This window comes from Noviherbaspirillum malthae (assembly GCF_015352985.1).
Lineage (GTDB): Bacteria > Pseudomonadota > Gammaproteobacteria > Burkholderiales > Burkholderiaceae_D > Noviherbaspirillum > Noviherbaspirillum malthae.
In genome coordinates this window covers 1-19216 of sequence record NZ_JACYXF010000025.1, presented here as the reverse complement: position 1 = coordinate 19216, position 19216 = coordinate 1, and the positions used below count along the sequence as shown (strand labels likewise).

General features: G+C 51.4%; 10 protein-coding genes. 3 read left to right on the top strand and 7 right to left on the bottom strand.

Annotation, left to right across the window (positions count from 1 at the left end):
• Positions 1-111 precede the first annotated feature (111 nt).
• Positions 112-621 (bottom strand): monooxygenase family protein, encoded by a 510-nt coding sequence (locus IGW03_RS22005; RefSeq protein WP_194724681.1) that lies wholly within the window; start codon positions 619-621, stop codon positions 112-114.
• 258 nt (positions 622-879) lie between these two features.
• Here IGW03_RS22005 and IGW03_RS22000 point away from each other — a divergent pair, with 258 nt between their 5' ends.
• Positions 880-2487, top strand: coding sequence for an alkaline phosphatase D family protein (locus IGW03_RS22000; protein WP_194724680.1), 1608 nt, complete (start codon positions 880-882; stop codon positions 2485-2487).
• A 283-nt stretch (positions 2488-2770) separates the two neighbouring features.
• Here the strand turns inward: IGW03_RS22000 and IGW03_RS21995 are convergent, their stop codons facing one another.
• From IGW03_RS21995 to IGW03_RS21985, 3 genes are all read right to left on the bottom strand, one after another.
• On the bottom strand, positions 2771-4885 hold the full coding sequence (locus tag IGW03_RS21995; protein ID WP_194724679.1) for a DNA/RNA non-specific endonuclease: 2115 nt from the start codon (positions 4883-4885) through the stop codon (positions 2771-2773).
• A 289-nt stretch (positions 4886-5174) separates the two neighbouring features.
• Positions 5175-6020, bottom strand: a complete 846-nt coding sequence (locus IGW03_RS21990) for a PGN_0703 family putative restriction endonuclease (protein WP_194724678.1) — start codon at positions 6018-6020, stop codon at positions 5175-5177.
• Positions 6021-7139: 1119 nt separating this feature from the next.
• Entirely contained in the window at positions 7140-7697 is a 558-nt protein-coding gene (locus tag IGW03_RS21985; RefSeq protein WP_194724677.1) for a response regulator, read from the bottom strand.
• Positions 7698-7907: 210 nt separating this feature from the next.
• Here IGW03_RS21985 and IGW03_RS21980 point away from each other — a divergent pair, with 210 nt between their 5' ends.
• Complete coding sequence (locus IGW03_RS21980) at positions 7908-10109, top strand: hybrid sensor histidine kinase/response regulator (protein WP_194724676.1); 2202 nt, start codon at positions 7908-7910, stop codon at positions 10107-10109.
• A gap of 547 nt (positions 10110-10656) precedes the next feature.
• Here the strand turns inward: IGW03_RS21980 and IGW03_RS21975 are convergent.
• Positions 10657-13863, bottom strand: coding sequence for a PAS domain S-box protein (locus IGW03_RS21975; RefSeq protein WP_194724675.1), 3207 nt, complete (start codon positions 13861-13863; stop codon positions 10657-10659).
• A gap of 646 nt (positions 13864-14509) precedes the next feature.
• On the opposite strand from IGW03_RS21975, the gene IGW03_RS21970 reads away from it, so the two are divergent.
• Positions 14510-16663, top strand: a complete 2154-nt coding sequence (locus IGW03_RS21970) for a sensor domain-containing protein (RefSeq protein ID WP_194724674.1) — start codon at positions 14510-14512, stop codon at positions 16661-16663.
• 1342 nt (positions 16664-18005) lie between these two features.
• Here the strand turns inward: IGW03_RS21970 and IGW03_RS21965 are convergent.
• Together IGW03_RS21965 and IGW03_RS38230 are read right to left on the bottom strand one after the other, a co-directional pair.
• Complete coding sequence (locus tag IGW03_RS21965; protein ID WP_194724673.1) at positions 18006-18419, bottom strand: response regulator; 414 nt, start codon at positions 18417-18419, stop codon at positions 18006-18008.
• Between the two features lie 587 nt (positions 18420-19006).
• Positions 19007-19216: hypothetical protein (locus tag IGW03_RS38230; RefSeq protein ID WP_228535920.1), on the bottom strand; the 210-nt coding region annotated here is incomplete at its 5' end.

The window sequence follows — 19216 nt, the reverse complement described above, 5'->3', positions numbered from 1 at the left end:
TTTGACGTTGGCGGGCTTTTGCCGTCCACGAGGCCGGAATGTCTGCTCCTCCTTTTATAATTATTGCGCAGCCGGTCGCTGTTGTTCAAGGGGCTGATCGGTGTAGATGGATCAAGGATAAAGCTTGTCTTCAGCGACGGGAGCTGCCGTTGTCGCACTCCCCTCCCGCTGCGCGCGGCTACGGGCGGAGAACATACTCCCTCGCGCCTCCGTCACCCTCGCAAAGCGCAGAAAGCCGGTATCGTAGGCCATATCATCATAAACTGCTTCCATTCCGCCTTGCATAAAATAAGCCTCATGCCAGAAGCCTGTTCCCCCGGAATCATGTAGAAATTGCTTCCACCACGCACGGTGAGGCTCGGAGCGCGCCCAAGTCTCAAGAGACTCGAAGTCACGCCAATACTGACGCATGCCTAAGTGAGGAGGGAAAAGGGAAAACATGATATTTTCGTGCAGCAGCAGTCCATCTGGCATTGCCTCCACTGACTTCGCTATTTTGGGACCAAAGCCAAACAGAGTTTTGATTCCCGCAAGGGTATTGACACGCATGCCCAAGTAAATGACGACCAGGTCTGGGTACGAGGACAAGTCAACAGTGCGGCGATGGACCATCGTTGTCATGGTTTGTGGCTCCGTTATGGAAGAGATGAACGAGCCACTTATTTCCCTGGCTCAATGACGCCTATTTCCCCTGCTGCCGGTTCAGGTGCGCTTTCTTGTAAAGGCTATCAAGGGAAATCAAATTTTAGCTTCAGGATTTCAGGTTGTCCGAACCTATCGGCTATTGCATCGACTGTCTACGGCATGCATAGAAACGGTATTCACACCAACGTCATATTGCTTTCCTAAGATGGCCGCTCGTCCACTACCGGAGCAGCCATGAAAGCATCTTCATCCCGTCGACGTTTCCTGACCAGCACCGCAGCACTGGCCGGCACTTCCGCACTGGCTTCCACCTTTCCCCTGGTCGCTCATGCCGCCTCCCTAGGCGCACCGATGATAGGAGCGAGCGAAAGGGAACGGCCCGGACTGCCGTCAGGCATTCAGATCGGCGACGTAAGCGATGGGAGAGCCATAGTCTGGGGACGCAGCGACCGCCTCGCGCGCATGGTGGTGGAGTATGATACGAGCGACACCTTCCGTAATGCCCGGCGCCTCATGGGTCCATATGCAACAGAGGAGACCGGCTTCACCAGCCGTGTTGACTTGTCCAACCTGCCCGCCGGGCAAACTGTCTTCGTGCGCGTCGGCTATGTAGATCCGCACCATCATAGAATTGTCGGCGAATCCCAGCTTGGGCACTTCCGTACAGCGCCGATACTGCAGGGAAACCGTCCGTTGCGCTTTCACTGGAGCGGCGACAATGCAGGGCAAGGCTGGGGCATCAACACGGAATTTGGAGGCATGAAGATCTACGAAGCCATGCGCAGCCGTAATCCGGATTTTTTCATCCACAGCGGCGATACCATTTATGCCGACGGCCCCATTCTGCCGCAAGTCACGGCGGAAAACGGCCGTATCTGGAAAAATCTGGTCACCGAAGAAGTGAGCAAAGTGGCTGAAACCTTGAATGAGTTCCGCGGCCGTCATGCCTACAACCTGATGGATGTCAATTGCCGGAAATTTTGTGCAGAGGTGCCGCAGATCTGGCAATGGGACGATCATGAAGTCACTAACAACTACAGCGCCGCCAAGGACCTGAGCACGGACACGCGCTATCAGGTCAAGGATGTGGCTCTGCTGGCCGCGCGCGGGCAACAGGCATTTCTCGAATTTGCGCCGATGCGCTTTTACAAGCAGAAGGAAGCATCACGACTCTATCGCAAGATATCATACGGACCGCTGCTGGACGTGTTCGTGATTGACATGCGCAGCTATCGCGGTCCGAACTCCGCCAACCGTCAGACCGTGGAAAGCGACGCGACCGCCTTCCTTGGCAATGAGCAGCTCGACTGGCTTGCAACGGAATTGCTGGCCTCAGGTGCGACCTGGAAGGTCATTGCCGCCGACATGCCGATCGGCTTGCATGTCCCGGACGGCAAGGATGCCCAAGGTAACGACCGCTGGGAAGCGATTGCCAACGGCGATGACGGTGCCGCAGCCGGGCGCGAACTGGAAATCGCGCGCCTGCTCAAGAGCATCCGCACGGTGAAAAATGTAGTATGGCTCACGGCCGACGTGCATTACTGCGCAGCGCATTATTATGATCCGGCCAATGCCAAGTTCAGTGATTTCTCGGGTTTCTGGGAATTCGTTGCAGGGCCGATGAATGCAGGATCCTTCGGCCCCAACAAACTGGATATGACCTTTGGTCCGAGTGTGGTGTTCCAGCAGGGACCATCGGTGCAGGCGGCATCTCCGTTTGCCGGCTTCCAATTCTTCGGTGAGGTGAATATCGATCCGCAGACAAAGGCTTTCTCGGTCGATCTCATCAATCTGGAAGGCGTGTCACAGTTCAGGAAGACGCTCGAGCCTCAGCAGGGGTGATGCTGCATTGCACCGACCGATTTTAACCCGGGCCGTTGCCCGGACGCGCGGCGTCTACCTCGCCGCGCATCCGGGCGCAACCTGATAAATCGCCTATGGGCTAAGCAAGCTTTGCGTGCAATTTCTTTTTGACTTGTTATTGACAGGTTCGTATTCATTGTCGAACTTACGGTCAACACAAATATACGTCGCGTTTTCTTGAAACAATGACGTATATGGTGCAATGCCGGCAGCTATGCGTCAGCGAGACAATGGCACGCTAACCTGCCGGTCGCCATTCACACTAACCGAGAATATCCTCGAGTTTTCGGATCTTAACAGCTCCTTCTTCTCCAACAGCGGGCTGCCCTTCCTGGGAAAACGTATCTGCATTGCGAACATCTTCACCGAAGTCGAGTCCGGTTCGCTGTTCGATTTGCGATATTGCGACACGCCATTGGTTGACATCGATCTCACTGCTGTCACGCGGTTGTCCGAGATTCCTGCGGGCCTCAGATAGAAGCTGCAGCTGATCGACAACAAGTCCGACAGCCTTTAGCTTTGTAGCACCCATCCAGACGACAATTTTGAAAAATGATGAGGGAATCTGTACATCGTCGGACCATAAATCAATTGCATCATTGAAGATTGGACCTTGGAATACACATATGCGCTTATTCGTTTCCTCAGCAAGGACCCCGTGTTCAAGAATGTAACGTTCGGCGCCCTGCCAATAAGGCGTTGTCTGATTAAACCGGAAATGCTGCGGGGTGCAATTTGAGAAATGGAAGGTGTCTGCATTCGCCCGTTCGGCTTCGGCTGGGCTACCCCACGTAGGGTCCGTGCGGCGCGTCAAGTGGCCGCGGTCGAAGTAGGTCGACCATGCCGAATAAAATGTTTGGTCAAGGACGAAGCTTCCGCTGATGCGTGGATCCCGGAACCACGTTTCGCCCTCTGGACCATGGACTCGCCCAGTTTTCCGGTCGACAGCAAGATAGGCCTCGCCATCAACGTTTGTTGCCGTGAATATTGCCATTCTTTTATTCTTATTTACTTTGATACTGAAGTGTTCATATAGCAATTCGCCTTCTTCGGCATTTGCTTCTTGTGCCCTCAACGGGGCTAGTTGGCTCACGAGTGACCGATCAAGCGTTGGCAATGGAATCACTGCACCAGGAATAAAATCGGACACATATCCAACACGGTTGTCATAGTTTGTATCGATTCGCACCGCTTCGGGTCCGCGCGTAAGTGCTTTCTCTCCGTCGTTGGCTGAGGCCAAAGCTGCGCTAGCCGAAGTGGGTGTGCCGTTTCCAAGTCGTACCGAAATTTCGACGGGAATAGTAAAGCGCAATTCGTTGCTGGAAGTCTGATTGCTCACGACGCCTCCTGAATTTGAGGGAATGATGACAGCCTCAGGGCCCGCTTGTGTGTTTGTGCTATGCCGAGGTGGCGAAAGCCTACGGCCGCTTGAGTTATTGTTCGCCGTTACTTTGGCGTAGTGAAGTGTCTGCAGCAGTATTGACTTCTTCTCCGCGTCGAGATCGCCGCTGCGTAATTCAAGATCTTGGTAGATCGCGCTGATGCGTATTCCCTCATTTACTAATGGGATCACGCTACCATTTTCATCTACCTTTGCCCTATACGGCTCCCCCCAATGATGCAGTGCCACCACTTCCCAGTCGTCGTTGTAAACCGCAGCACCTGATGATCCCTCATCTGTGTCGGTTTCGTAGAGAAGCGTATTGTTGGTGCGGTATGTGAGCAAGTTGTTCCGCACTGCGATTAGCTTCGGAAGGCCATTCGGGTGCTGGATAATGTTGACGTTCATGCCGATCACATGCCTGTCGGGGGACATGGAAATTGGGGTAAATCCAAATTCAGCCAAATCTGCATTGCCGGCATTTCGTTCCCCAACAGCAATTAGGGCATAGTCAAGATCATTTTCCGGCGAAAAGAGAGCAAACCGATCCGGGTCTAGCAAGTAAGTCGTCATTGCGCGAGGGCGACCGGTTTCGTCCAGTTCACGGTCAAAAGTAATTTGCGTACCGCGCGCTGTGTCAACGTCTGGGATTACGTGCCGGCAGGTCATAAACAGAGTCGGGCTTATCATGAATCCGCTGCCGGTCTTGGACACGCGCGGACCAATGGCTTCGACGTAGGCAATCGCCCGACGCACTTTGACGCCTTTGGTTAGGAAGATTGCGCTCTGTAAGTCAATCGATTTACCAACTGTCGATTCTGCGCCAGGAGGGAGCATTTTCTGGACTTTCCTCTGGGTAAAGCGCGCCATTCGATCAGCGTCGGGCTCTGCCTTGCGCCACTGGCCCTTCCGTACTAGATCGCGTACATTTTTTCGCTCTAAGGCAGTGTTTTTTACGAGGTCTTTTATACGATTTTCCACGTCCAGCGATACCATATTCGTCCCCCGCGATGCCTGCACTGATGATTACGGTGGATGCTAGAGTGTGAAAACTTTAGAGCGCTATCCCATAAATATGGGAACGCTAGATTACTGTGATCTAAATCAAGGTGCTGATGTAGCGGACGCTCATTTCTGGTGCAGTTTGCGAAGATAAATGAGTCTAGCCTCTGAGCCGGGCTCAATACGCATTGTCGCATAATGTTAAGAAATTTCTAAAATACAACTATTGGCACGAATCCTATTTTGGTCGAGCCTGGCGCGTTACAGTTTAGGCGCCCAGAAATTAGACGCTGAAGTAGCGGTCCCTTAGATAGGTCACATAGCCTATATCTGTCGGTTCAGAGGCGCGGACAATATTGCTGTACAACGATTGGTAGGAATAACTTGCGAATCCGATTTCGCTCCCTACTGCTAAGGCGAACCGATCAATTTCTTCTTGATGAGCGTTTCCCTCTTTTCCATCAGTACCGAAGAAAACATATCGCAAGCTGAACTGTCCTGGCACCGTATTGGCGAGACCCAGTGCATGCTTTAGCAGTTGGGGAACGTCCAACCAGCGGAATCGTTCTCGTCCTGAAGCGACTTTTTCGGCCAATTGCTGGCACTGACCAAGGCCAACGCGCTCCCACACACCTCCAAAGTTTGGAAAGTAAGCCGGTCTGAAGGCTTCCTTACCGATCGTTTTCGGTGTCATCCACTCTGTAAACTTACTCTCGATAGCAATCGTCTCACCTGACACCAAGCTCAAGACCACGTCCAAATTCGGCGGATTTCCTCCTAACCCGGTAGGGAATTGTCTTTCGAACTCAATCCTATTGATGGCGCAGGTTAGACCCATCGCAGCCGCTATGGGAGCCGGATTCCGAGTTATCCAGTAGTCGAAAACATTCACAGCAAGTGCCGCTGATGAATGTGAAGCCTTGATCTTGGCTGGCCTTTCATAGGTGTCTATCAGTTCGGAACCGTGGCCTTTGTCGAAGCCACGAAGCGCCACAGCCGAGAGCGGTTGCAGAAGATTGGCATTGACTGAATCAACATAACCCTTCTTGCTGACCTCTTTTTCGCTAGAACGAGCCCAAGCGATCTGCTGTTCCAGTACCAGAGTCTTAGCCGATAAGTTACCAGTCATATTCGTCCTCAACGCCACGTACGAATAGGTTACCTTGACTGAGCAAAAGTCCTTTGAATGTTCGCAAGATGGCGGAAGACCAAAAGCGTAAAAATCATGCAACCGCTAATCCGTGTTTCTCATGGCCCTAGCGTCAAGTGACTACGCATAATGTCCAATAATTTCCCTTTTGGAAATTTTATCCTGGTCGAAATTTCGTTATTTTCTTAAGCACTCCGCTAACGATGGGACGCCATGAAGGGTAAGCGGTAGGTGTTTAAAGTTTCAACACGGTTAATCAGTCAATATGGTCTCTTCGAGCGAAGAAGTAAAAAAGATATCCAGGCTAAGGCAATGAGACCGGAAGGGATCTGTCGCAAGTCAGCTTAAGGTACGCGCCAACGGTCCATTGTTCCGTTGTGAAAAAGGAAAGGACTGGAATCTTACCGCCTAAGGCAGGGATAGACAGCAAGTTATTGATTTAATAAGGTTATTTGAATAGCGCTCGCCACAAAACCGCATGGATGCTTGGTCGCGCTACCGTCGTAGAATAAATGCAGCAAAAACGAAAGCCCCCCTATTGCCGCATCCCGCACCAGTTAGCGGAGTCAAAAATGTTGACCACAGTCAACATTTTTGACTCCGCTAACTGTATCATTACGTGCTAAACCGGAACACATTCCCTAACATTGCGCCGGCAAAAAAAATGACAACAACACGAACCTGCCGCCATCGGAGATGCCGTAAAAGGTTTTTAGTATCGGCCTATGAATCCCACCCCGCCCTTACTTCTGTGCCGGGCGAAGTTGTTTGCCCGTACTGCAATAACGTCTCAACTGCTGACCCAGCCTATATTTACTTGACACGCTCGATAACAAACGACGGCACTGAGATTTATCTCGCAGAAAAGAAAGTGGCATAGGCTGCTGGTCCCACTCACATGCTTAGGCAAACGACGACTCAGGTCAGTCCAGTCTGTGAATTTCTTGCGTGAGTGACTACCATTTGATCCATCATCGCGTTGTATGGAGCGGTGTCCCTATAATTTAACGTAGAGAGCGGTATGCCGGCGACGGCTCGGCTCCAGGATAAGGGTGACAGAAGCCGATTGCTTGACGAAGACCGTTACTCTGGTCAAACCTACTGGAGCGCCTTACTCTTTTGGGTCGATTCAGGTGCTGCTAGGGTAGACCCCATGGACACGAAGGCATCGATCAACGCAGCTTCAATATGGCGAATATGAAATGGCTTCGGGACGAGGGTGAACGCGAATGGAAGTCCGTCCGAAAGCAAAAAGCCTTGCCCAGTCGTTAAAATAATCCTGGTGGTAGGTGCCGATGCATGTACGCGTTCTGCCAGCGCTGTTCCGGACATGCCAGGAAGGACAACGTCGGCAAGTAATACTGGATAGGACTGGGTTTCAAGATGAACCAATGCTTCTTCAGCACTTCCCACTGCGGTCGTCGAGTAGCCTAAGTGGTCAAGCATCTTACATAGTAGATCTCGTATTTCTATGTTGTCTTCTACAAGAAGAACATTCTTCATTTGCATAAATACGTCAAACCCTACCCATACATTTTTATACTCTCGATTCTCGAGCTTGTTACAGGCCTGAACAATCAGCGGACAACGGATTTTCTTCGTAAGAAAATTCTTATCAGCCTCGTCAAAGAAACCCGAAGTGTGCAGTCCCAACATCACAAGAAGCCATGCATTGTAATGAGGCGAAGGGGCCAGTCTCTGTCAAGACGACCCGCAATTGATGTTGATCAATTTTTGAAATCTAACAGGCTTTTTTGACAACGGCCAATTTCAGAATAATGTTTCAACAAAGGAAACTCACATACAATAAGACCCTTGCGATCTTGTCCCCGTCTTCACCGACATATATGAATTAGCAAAGAAATAATGAAAGTCCGTAGCTACCTGCTGTTGCTTGCGCTAGTCATTCTGATTCCGGTCATGGTCTTCTCCGGGCTTGCGATAGCTCGGTTGCAAAACGCCTTCCATCGGTCCTCCGAAGAGAATCAGATGGAGCTTGCTCGTTCTATCGCGTTAGCCATTGACCAGGAATTGACAAGTGCAAAGTCTGCGCTGCGAGTGCTTGCCGCGTCTAGCTTCCTCGAAACGGAAGACTTCGCGGCTTTTTATCAGCACGCCAAAGTTGCCAATATCGGCGAGACGGGATGGGTCATTCTTTATGATGCCCAAGGAGACCAGGTGATCAGCACGCGGGTACCCTACGGGACTCCAATCGCGACTACCCGGGACCGGCGTGACGTGATTAGTGTACTCGATAGGGCTGAAACTACGGCATCTAACTTGTTCTTCGGTCAGGCCGCTAAACAACATGTCGTGATGCTCGAAATGCCGGTTGTTCTCCCTTCGGGGAAAAAATACGTGCTGTCGCAAGTCTTTTTGCCCACACACTTTCACTCAGCATTTGCAGGGCGGGAAATCCCCAAGGACTGGCTAGTCGGGATATTCGATCGCAACGGGACGATCATCGGCCGCAGCCATCGCGCCGACAAATACGTCGGCCGCCCAGTGATAGCCTCAATGAAATCCGCAATTACGGCCGAGCGCGAAGGTATGCTGCATCACCATACAAGCGACGGGGTTGAAGTACTCGACGTATTTACGCAATCAAAGGTGTCAGGATGGACGGTAGCAGTTGGTGCACCTGTCTCGGTGATTGCGAAAGCGAGCTACCAGGCACTTTTCCTTTGGGTTGGCGGACTACTCATTGCCTCAGTGGTTGGGATCAGTTTTGCAGCTTACTTCAGCCGCCGGCTGGTTCGCGCCATCACGAGTTCCGCTGAATCGGCCGCCGTGCTTGGTACAGGTCAGCGGCCAACCGCGTCCAAGATGACTCGGATTAGTGAGGTTGATCGTTTGAATTCCGCCATCGACGACACCGCCAGACTCCTCGAAGAGGAACGGGCATCCCGTGCCGCAGTGGAAGCGGAGCGCGAGCGCCTGCTGATGGCGGAGAAACAGGCGCGCTTGACTGCTGATGAGCTGAACCAGTCAAAAGACCGCTTTCTTGCCATGCTTAGCCACGAATTGCGCAATCCAATCAATGCCATTACAGCAGGTATCTCCGTATTCGAACTTAGTCTGGATCGTGATGCAACCGCAAAAGCGATCGGAGTCATTCGGCGGCAAGGGCTCCATCTGCGCCGAATCGTTGACGACCTGCTGGACGTCAGTCGTGCTTTGACAGGCCGCCTGTCGCTGAAAACGCAACGCGTTGATCTGAGCCTCCTGGTAGCAAACAGTATTGCCGCGCTTAAGGCCGCAGGCAAAACGAGTGAGCATAATCTGCACGTCTCAACAGAACATGCGTGGGTCGATGTCGACCCTGTGCGAATGGAACAGATTTTAACCAATCTTCTGGACAATGCGATCAAATACACACCACATGGTGGACATATACAAGTATTGCTGCAAGCGGTCGCGGACGATGCGATTTTGACGATACGTGACAATGGGATAGGCATAGCGCCTGAACTGCTGCCCAAGATATTCGATGTCTTCGTGCAAGCAGACGATTCGCTTGACAGGTCCCAAGGTGGACTTGGCATTGGTCTGTCGCTTGTGAAGGAACTGATTCGCATGCATGGCGGGACTATCTTGGCAGAAAGCCCAGGTTTAGGTCATGGCAGTACATTTACCTTACGTCTTCCCGTAAAAGACGTCCCTCAGGAAGAGATGTTGAAGCCCGAGACGGCTGACAGTTCTCTTCGTGGATCTGTTTTGCTTGTCGAAGACAATGACGATGCTCGCGAGCTATTCGCAATGATGCTCGAATCCAGTGGCTACAAGGTACTGCAGGCTGATAATGGCGTGGACGGACTTCGTATCGCTGCGCAAGAGTTGCCGGAAATCGCATTCATCGACATCGGACTGCCTGGCATGGATGGATTTGAGGTCGCTGCCCGCCTCAAGAACAGTCCGACAACCGGATCCATATCGCTAGTTGCTTTAAGTGGTTATGGAACCGCACACGACACCGAACGATCCGCAAAGTCTGGATTTGACCGTCATCTCGTCAAACCAGTCAAGCTTGCCGATCTGATTTCAACCATTGTCGCTCTCCAGAATTAAGAGACGAACGTCAAGACTGCGTCATGATGCCAGCGGCGGCCATACCTACACATTCGATCAGTCCCAGCGAGTTGGCTTGCTATGTTCGCATTTTGACAGGCGTCCCAAAGACGTTGGGCCACTTGGCATCTGCGTAATGCCAATTCGGTTATTCGCTCTACAGAAAACTTGCGTATTAATGCGCAACGCAAATTGGATAAGAAGTTGACCATACTCAAAATAAGACGATGGCGAGATAGCGGTTCTACCGATAAAATGCGTGCTCGGAAAATCACAGATATCTGAGTAGTAGGGTAATCGACAGATGGGTCAGTTGAAAGACATCAGGAGCTGCCACAACCATGTGTGTCGCAGTTGGTATGGGATCATCTTGCAGGAATACCATCCCGCTCTAACCAGCATACCTGGCCAAATAATCTGCCCGCACTGTAATACCCTGTCGGCTGGCGCCCCGACGCACATTTACTTGACACACCGCGTTACCCAAGCGGACTTGAAGACCTATCTAGCAAACACGAGCAAAGTATAGGGTAATGCCCTTCGTCCCCTAGCCCAGGATCTTTTTCAGCCGTAATGTCAGGTCTTGCAGGGAAAATGGCTTTGTGAGGAGCTCGTAGTCCGGCTTGAGGCCTTCATTCTTGTTCGTAGCATGCTCAGCATAGCCAGTCATCAGTAGCACCTTCATCTCCGGGCGGTTATGGCGTATCGACTGCACTAGCTCTATCCCAGTGATGTCTGGTAAAACAATATCGGTAATCAAAAGATCGACGTGGCCGCTGCCGTCTAAAATCTCCAATCCCTGGCTTCCGTCCATGGCCGAAAGAACGTTGTAATTGAGCTCGGACAGCGCATCACAGATGACGTCCCGCACAACCGGGTCGTCTTCCACCACAACGATTGTCTTGACGGTGCGTGCTTGCGGTAACAGGTCGATGCATGCCTGGTTATCTCTCTTGTGATCAGCGCCTATATCACGAGGCAGAAGAAGTCGGACCGTTGTCCCAACGCCCGGACGGCTGTCGATCGTTACCGCCCCGCGGGATTGCTTGGCAAAACCATAGACCATGGAAAGCCCTAAACCTGTTCCCTTTCCAGGTGGTTTAGTTGTATAAAAGGGTTCGAAGACGTGTGCCAGAACCTCTTCAGTCATTCCAACACCAGCATCTGCTACGGAAATGACAACATAGTCACCTGCTTCAACAAATGTGTGCGGGCTTGGATGCACCGCATCATACGTGACATTTTCAGTCTCGATCGTCAACGTTCCACCATCAGGCATCGCATCCCGTGCGTTGATTGCCAGGTTGATTAACGCGTTTTCAAGTTGATTACTATCTGCTCTGGCATACCACTTGTTGAGTGTGGGCCGTATTTCCAGTCGAACGTTAGCCCCCATTGTTCGGTGCAGTAAATCTTCAAGTGACCCTACTAGCTCATTGACATCCACAGGGCGCGGATCAAGCGGCTGACGTCGTGAGAACGCCAGCAATCGATGGGTCAGGGCTCGAGCCTTTTCAGTGGAATTTGCAGCCAGATCCAGGTACTTTGCTATTCCATCTGTTCGCGCCGTCTGAAGGAGGTGCCGCGCGAGGTCGAGCGACCCGAAAATACCTTGCAGATGATTGTTGAAGTCATGCGCAATGCCGCCCGTCAGACGGCCGACCGCCTCCATCTTTTGCGACTGTCGAAGTTCTTCCTCGACTTTGCTCAGGACTTCCGCCTGTGCCTTGATATCGGTAATGTCCCGCGCCACCGCATAGATACGGCCATTGGTGGAAGATGCAGTCCAGGACAACCAGCGAAACGCTCCATCGTCATGCCGGCATCGAATGACGAATCGACGCGTCTGGTAGCCCGGCTGGTTGTGGCGGGCGATCTCCTCATAAGTGATGTTCAGATCTTCCGGATGGATGATATCGACCAGGTCCTGACGTACAAACTGGTCTTCAGACCATCCAAGGATGGTCCTGACAGCAGGATTCGCACTCAGAATTTTCCCATTGAGATCAAGAACAACGAGCAAGTCAGGCGACGTTTGCCAAATCTGATCCCGTTCGGTTGCGATCTCTCGAACGCGACGTTGTAATTCGTTTGCGGAACGGGCTTCGTCAAGGGAAAGGCATATCTTGCGTGAAATCTCTTCAATCAAGGCGATATCGCCAGGCTCCCAAGCGCGCATGTCTTGGTCGCCAAAGAATAACACCGAGTGTGCAACCCCGTCATGTAAGAGCGGGACGACGATTTTTGCCGACATACTTTTTACCATGTCGGCAGGAGATCGATTACCCAGACAAGGTTCACCCTGAACATGGTGATTCTCGCGTACGTAAGTTCGTCCTTTATTGAGACCGGCCATGCCATCGGGAATAAGAACATCCGCCTTGATCGTGCCGCTGATGACAGCGTCTTCAGGGGTAATCCATGCCTGCAATTCCACACTATCGGTGTGCTGCTCGACGCGCCCATACGCGACCATCTTTATCGGAAGACAATTCAGCAAAAATTTGCAACTAGCCCGTATGATGTCGCCAGGTTGCGTGTGCCGGCGTACGACTGCATCGAAATCCAGAAGTGTTTTCTGCCGCTGCTCAGTCACCCGTAGCGCAGCCTCGGCCATCATCCTGTCATGGATATCGACGCTGCTTCCGAACCATCCCGCAATCTGGCCTCCCGGCTCATGGAACGCCTCTGCCCGGATAAGGTACCAACGATACATGCCGTCCCGTCGTCGAAAGCGTGCCTCGACTTCGTAATGATTGCCGCGCTGGAGCGCAGCGTTCCATGCCGCAAGGACCTTGGGAACATCAAGGGGATGCAAAGTGCTAGCCCAACCATCCTGCAACGCTTCGTTGATAGTCTGACCGGAATATTTGTGCCACTGGCTGTTGAGGTAAGTAAGGTTGCCGCTCGCATCACTTAACCATGTTATGCCTGGTGCGAATTCAGCCAGTTGCCGAAAGCGCGCTTCCCTCGCTTGTAATCGAGAATGCGCGTCCCGCAAGTCGTTTTCAGTCCGTTTCAAGTCATTGATGTCGTAACAGACGCCCGCAAAACGCGGAGGACGTTTTGGGTCACTACAGAACGCCTTGCCGCGTCGAGCAATCCATCTTGGGCTGCTCTCTCCTGCCAGGAGAAGCCGGGATTCGACAAGACCTTCAGTGAGAGAAAAGAACGCGCTCCTGTCGTCCCGATGAAGAAATGGCACGAGTTGAGAGACAGAATACTGTTCTTGTATCGGGATATTCCAGAGCCGGCAGAACTGATCGGAAGTGACGACTATGCCGATTTCCGGAAAATACTCAAAGGTGCCAAGTCCGCCAACCTGCTGGGCGATCGTCAGCCTTTCCTCGGTAGCGCGTTCACTTGTCCGGTCGCGAAGTATCTTGGCAAAGCCGATCACTTCGCCTTTGTCATACAGCGCCGTCATCTGCCCGATCGCCCAAAACGGCGTGCCATTTTGCCGCTGATGCCACCGTTGATCTGCTGTAACCCCGTGTCGGGCTGCAATAGCTCGCTCCTCTTCAGGCGCGCCTGATGCAATATCTTCGGCGGTAAAGATCACGGAGATATTAAGGCCCTTGACCTCAGTTTCCTTCCATCCGAACAATTGCGACGCTGCCGGATTCCAGTCAACAATAGTCCCGTCTATCTCGGTATAAATCTGGGCATAGTCTCCGGAATGGGCAAATGCGATCTGGGTCCGTTGCTCTTGTGTAAATGTGCTTAGTCTCTTGTGCATTGACTGGCTTTGCATGCTGCACCTTTGCATTGTTGGCGGCAATTGCCGATGGTGCCAGTTCTAAAATTCATACCAATTGACTAACAGAAAGTCATTAGTCTCCTTTGGTTTCATTCATTGCTGATAAAACAATATGCAGTCATTCTTCTGCTATCAATGCCTATTACTGACTGTAATTAAGCTTGGCCTAAAAAATGCGCAATTTCTTGCGGAAAGGCACCCCCTATAGCAGGATGTGAAACCTTCTTCGCGACAACAACGGCCATAGCTATTAGATAAGCTTCGAACGTCGCGTGAACTCATGTCAATTGCCGGTGGATTTGTTTCTGGACTAGCTTGATGTATCTCTAGATTTGGGAGGGATTATCCGAGGATACTGCATTTGATAGTGATGGTTTGCGCGAGATTTCTCCGCGTGCGTACCGCCCTAGATATCCGAGCAAGTGATGCCACGCTTGGTATGCACGCAAATATTTTTCACAGACATGGATTTACTTTCACATCCATAGCGTTAATTCGTGTTACGCCGCCCTCCGTCTCTATATCCTGCATCGCCGTCCTTAAAATGCAACCATGCGAGAAAAGGTCGTAGGTCGACTGTGCAGGGATAGAACGAGCGAGTTATCATGTGCAGGCGTTTTTATTCTGTGTAGGCTTTCGCATGACGACCCAGCGTACCAAGCAAGGATGCGATCTTCCGACAGACGATCTGTCGCTCCTGTATAGCGCCGTCTTTCGGCAAAGTGCTGAGGGAATCGTTATTACCGACTGCAACAATCGCATAGTGATCGCAAATCCGAGCTTCTGTCAGCTCACAGGGTTTGCGATGGAGGAAATTGCCGGCCAAAATCCCAATTTCGTCGTTGCGACAGAAACTGATCGACACCAGTATGCAGCCATAGGACCCACACTGGAGAGCAATCATTGCTGGACGGGTGAGATTTATCTCCTGCATAAGAGAGGGAATGTATTCCCAGGGATAATGTCGGTCACGATTGTACGTTCATCTGACGGCAACCCCGAAAACTACATCGTTACGATACGTGACATTGAGCGCCATAAACTAGTTGAGCAAGCGCTCGAAGAATCTGAGCGACATTACCGAACACTCGCGGAGGTCGCACCCGTAGGTATTTTTCACACCGAACCCAATGGAGACTGCCTTTACGTCAATAGTCGTTGGTGCGAAATCACCGGCCTGAGCGTTAAGGCAGCATTGGGAAAAGGTTGGCTAGGAGCGTTGCACCCGGAAGATACGCAACGTGTCGGACAGGAGTGGTACGACGCTGCCAACACGAATTCGTTATTCAAGTCTGAATACCGGTTTATGCAACCCAACGGTACTGTGAAATGGGTGCTAGGCCAGGCTAAGGCAGAACTGGACCGCCACGGTAATGTCGTCGGCTACGTCGGCTCCATCACGGATATTAATGATCACAAGGCAGCCGCAGCGACGATTAGCCATCTCGCACATCATGACGCCCTGACCGGCCTTCCAAATCGGCTTAGTTTTCAGATTCAGTTAACGCAAGCCATGGCCACTGCCTCTCGGGACCGAGACCGACTTGCAACCTTGTTTATCGACCTCGACCGATTCAAATCCGTCAACGATGCGCTCGGTCACAATGCAGGCGATGGATTATTAGTTGAAGTCTCCCGTCGCCTACGAAAATGCGTACGTGGTAGCGATATCGTGGCGCGGCTAGGCGGCGATGAATTTGTTGTTGTACTTTCCGACGCCGGCGATATTGCGGCAATAGGACGGGTCGCCGATAATATATTGGGTGCCCTCAGAAAAGTCTTTATCGTTGAAAATAAGTCGTTGCATGTGACGGCAAGCATAGGCATTGCGTGTTTCCCGGAGGATGGATCAGAAAGCGAAGTGCTGATGAAAAAGGCCGACACGGCGATGTATCATGCCAAGGGCGCGGGCCGCAATAACGTTCAGTTCTTTGCAGAGGACATGAATACGGCCGCCCTTGAACGCATGCGATGGCAACAGGATTTGCAAAAAGCGCTGACGACTGATCAGTTCGAACTCTATTTTCAACCGCAATTTCGTACCGTTGACCGGCGTATCATCGGGGTTGAGGCACTCCTCCGGTGGAATCATCCTCGGGAAGGTTTCGTTGCACCTGAACGGTTCATCCACATCGCAGAAGAAAGTGGCCTGATCATTCCCATTGGCGAATGGGTGTTCGACACAGCGTGCAAGCAACTTCGGGTATGGCAAGACGCGGGGCTCACAGAGCTCACCATGGCCATCAACCTGTCAGCAGAACAGCTTCGGTGCCCGCATCTGCTTCCCTTTGTCGAGAACACTCTGGCCAAATATCGCTTGCCCGGGAAAGTCATCGAGATAGAAATTACTGAATCGGCTGCAATGGAGGATCCCCAAGCATGCATCAGAAAATTATCCTCGTTGCGTAACTTCGGAATACGGCTTGCCATTGACGATTTTGGAACAGGATATTCATCGTTGAGCTACCTGAAATTGCTTCCCATTCAATGCCTGAAACTTGACAAGAGTTTTCTGATGAATATCGAGAGCGACAATAACAATATCGCCATTAGTACGGCGACAATTCGCCTGGCACACAGCCTTGGACTGCAAGTGGTGGGAGAAGGAACAGAAACGGAAGCGCAGTATCAATTCTTGCTTGAGCATGAGTGCGACATTATGCAAGGTCATTTCTTCAGCAAGCCAATTCCTGCGGATGAAGCCTTTGACTTCATTAGTAAAGCCGACCGATTCGACGGTCAGGTTCAACGCTTGGTTGCTGCCAAAACGAATCGATTTTCATTCGCCTCTTAGATTTTCCTCCGCAGGTCGCTCGCCACAATCCGAGTGTGCACCGGACTTCGATGCAACAGTGCACTTGCACGCGATTTCCAGCGCTGCAGTAAGGATGGCCGCAGTGGTTTGTCGATTCGCAGCATGTTCAGCAGCTGAACAATGCCGAGGAAACAGGCCTGCTTCGGTCGCTTTACGGATTGCGATATCCAGGACCGCATCCGGAATGGGTTGCAAGTGATCATTCAATTCAAAAATACCTGAATCCTTCCCTACATCGCGTGCATGCGCGATGACGCACAAGGATGAGAGGCAGGAAGATATTTACTTCGGATCCAGTTAATCGTACGACCCGAAGCAAGAAGAATGGTACCGAATGGCTCAGTCAAGTTCTCAGTCCTTCGAATGCATTCGTATGCAGCCTGTGCGGCGAGCAACGTAGGCACATAAAAAGCAATATCTTCCAGAATCCACGGCTGGTGCCGACGTTTGGTGGCCTTCATTTCACAATTGCAACTCTAACAACATAATGCGTCATTATACACTCCGCTCTCCTGGCTTCCATTCGCAACTAGATTCACCCGACTGGTTTCCCGCTTTGAAAATTGCTTCCTTATAAGAAATAAATGGTTTTTTATACCGGGGATGTTCGCGACAGGAAATATAGCAATTCGATGCGGAAAGTGCCGAATCCCTACTCCGAATTCGTTTTCAACCACTGTGACATGGCCAAGAAATTTCATTCTAGGACTATCGCCGCCGCGTACGTTTGTTTGCGGCATTATTCTGCTTGCGGCATACGGCAACGGCAACGGCATGGTTGACTTCAAGTTATTTTCTGCCAGCGGTTATACCCTGAAGCGTGGCATATGTGCGCATACTGAGTTAACATGCCGCCGAGGCCATGTAACTTGCGGTAAGGTGATCGCCCCTTCCCGCACAATTGGAAAGCTCCCATAGCCCCCCAAAATAGCCGACTGCTTCCTGCAAACCTGCATGAAAAGAGCCCCCTGTTTCGGGGGTGTTACCAGATGTCTGTCGCCATGTGGCGATTCAAAAAAATAGCCAGTAGACAACCGTGGCCGTAAAGATGGCCAGTAAAACATTCGCGACAATATTTTCCGCATCCATACGATCTGCGCTTGATATCTATCGTGCTTGGACGAATCGTAGGCATCCGGAGTTTAATCAAAGTTTAAGGTGTACCACTTTGATCAACCAAGTAACGAAGTGTTAACCGACCGCGTATAGGCTCAGTCCTTTCCACGTGACCTCATTGTTTGCTTAAGAATGTGCGGCAATGGTAACTGCCGACGCACTGCTTCAGTTCATGAAATCTCCCCTTCAACCTTGCAGCGTTCGTTTATCTTCGCAAGGGTGATCGGGCTACTTGGATGGCGGAAGGCTGCGGTTGATGCAGCGTGTTCCATTGTGGATATTCTTCGAGGGCGAGTTTGAGTTGCACCAGATTGTAGGGCTTGGGAAGCAGAATGAACTCGTAGTCCAATCGATTGGAGATCAGGTATCCATTACCGGAGGCGAATATGATGCGGATATTTGGCTGGATATCGACTGCCAAGGTTGCCAGTTCAATCCCCGTCATGGCCGGCAATGCAATGTCTGCCACAAGGAAAACGAATTTGTCACGGCGCAGTAACTCAACGGCTTCTTCCGCGGTAGCCACCCCTCGTGCCTCAAGGCCAAGTACGGAAAGCATTTCACATGTTAGCTGTCTGGCGGCTTCGTCGTCTTCAACTACGAGCACGTTAGAAACCATGGAATTCATCTCGTCGACCTGATTGGACATAATTGGTTAACAGTACGACACCATGATCGAAGAACCATTCCCGTTGTTGACGCATCTCTAATCTGAGTGACCCAGCTCAGCGTTCCTCCGACATTCACCTACGACGACAAGACATATCGTAAGTCACGAAGCGGAAGTAAATTAGAACGATTGTCGATGTCAGCGTCGCTGTTTGACTGATCTTCGCGCCGGTGGATTTACTCAGAATCAAAGTTGGTCCGTTACGTTATGCTGCATGTAAAAAAGGTCCTCAAACTACTTAACATCAGTGTGGCGACTATAGAGATAGCCGTGATGCCCCTGGCCGCCTGCAGACACTTGATAGTCTCGTTGCACAGTACACTGTACACTCCCGTAATGACCGCAATCCTCCGGCTAAGTGCCAGCGCGAACATGCTGCATGCGATGGTGGCACTCTCGGTGTGAGTGAGCTTCTTTTGCTGAATCGGGTTTGCGCTAGTCGTTCAGGAGGCGCTTCAGATAGGCTGGCGATGAGTAAGTTGGCCAAAGCCGTTAGTCGAAATGCTTTTACGCCTTGCCTTTGGCATCTGTAGCGTTTAGAGGTTGCGATTGAAGTCGCCGACAAGCACACTATCTAAAATTTGCAGCTTCAGTGTTATGGAGCGCCTCTGGCCGTCTTGAGTTATGCTCGGAACTTGTGTATGACGTGAGGAAGTGAGGCGGCGTATTCTTGATGGTTCTTCCGGAATCATCAACCTCTTACAAGGAAAGAATACGCCTTGAAGCAAGATAACGTAATCGGACTC

Excerpts from the sequence above, each read along its gene's own strand:
- IGW03_RS22005 (WP_194724681.1), bottom strand. The coding sequence starts at position 621 with ATGACAACGATGGTCCATCGCCGCACTGTTGACTTGTCCTCGTACCCA.
- IGW03_RS22000 (WP_194724680.1), top strand. The coding sequence starts at position 880 with ATGAAAGCATCTTCATCCCGTCGACGTTTCCTGACCAGCACCGCAGCA.
- IGW03_RS21995 (WP_194724679.1), bottom strand. The coding sequence starts at position 4,885 with ATGGTATCGCTGGACGTGGAAAATCGTATAAAAGACCTCGTAAAAAAC.
- IGW03_RS21990 (WP_194724678.1), bottom strand. The coding sequence starts at position 6,020 with ATGACTGGTAACTTATCGGCTAAGACTCTGGTACTGGAACAGCAGATC.
- IGW03_RS21985 (WP_194724677.1), bottom strand. The coding sequence starts at position 7,697 with ATGTTGGGACTGCACACTTCGGGTTTCTTTGACGAGGCTGATAAGAAT.
- IGW03_RS21980 (WP_194724676.1), top strand. The coding sequence starts at position 7,908 with ATGAAAGTCCGTAGCTACCTGCTGTTGCTTGCGCTAGTCATTCTGATT.
- IGW03_RS21975 (WP_194724675.1), bottom strand. The coding sequence starts at position 13,863 with ATGCAAAGCCAGTCAATGCACAAGAGACTAAGCACATTTACACAAGAG.
- IGW03_RS21970 (WP_194724674.1), top strand. The coding sequence starts at position 14,510 with ATGACGACCCAGCGTACCAAGCAAGGATGCGATCTTCCGACAGACGAT.
- IGW03_RS21965 (WP_194724673.1), bottom strand. The coding sequence starts at position 18,419 with ATGGTTTCTAACGTGCTCGTAGTTGAAGACGACGAAGCCGCCAGACAG.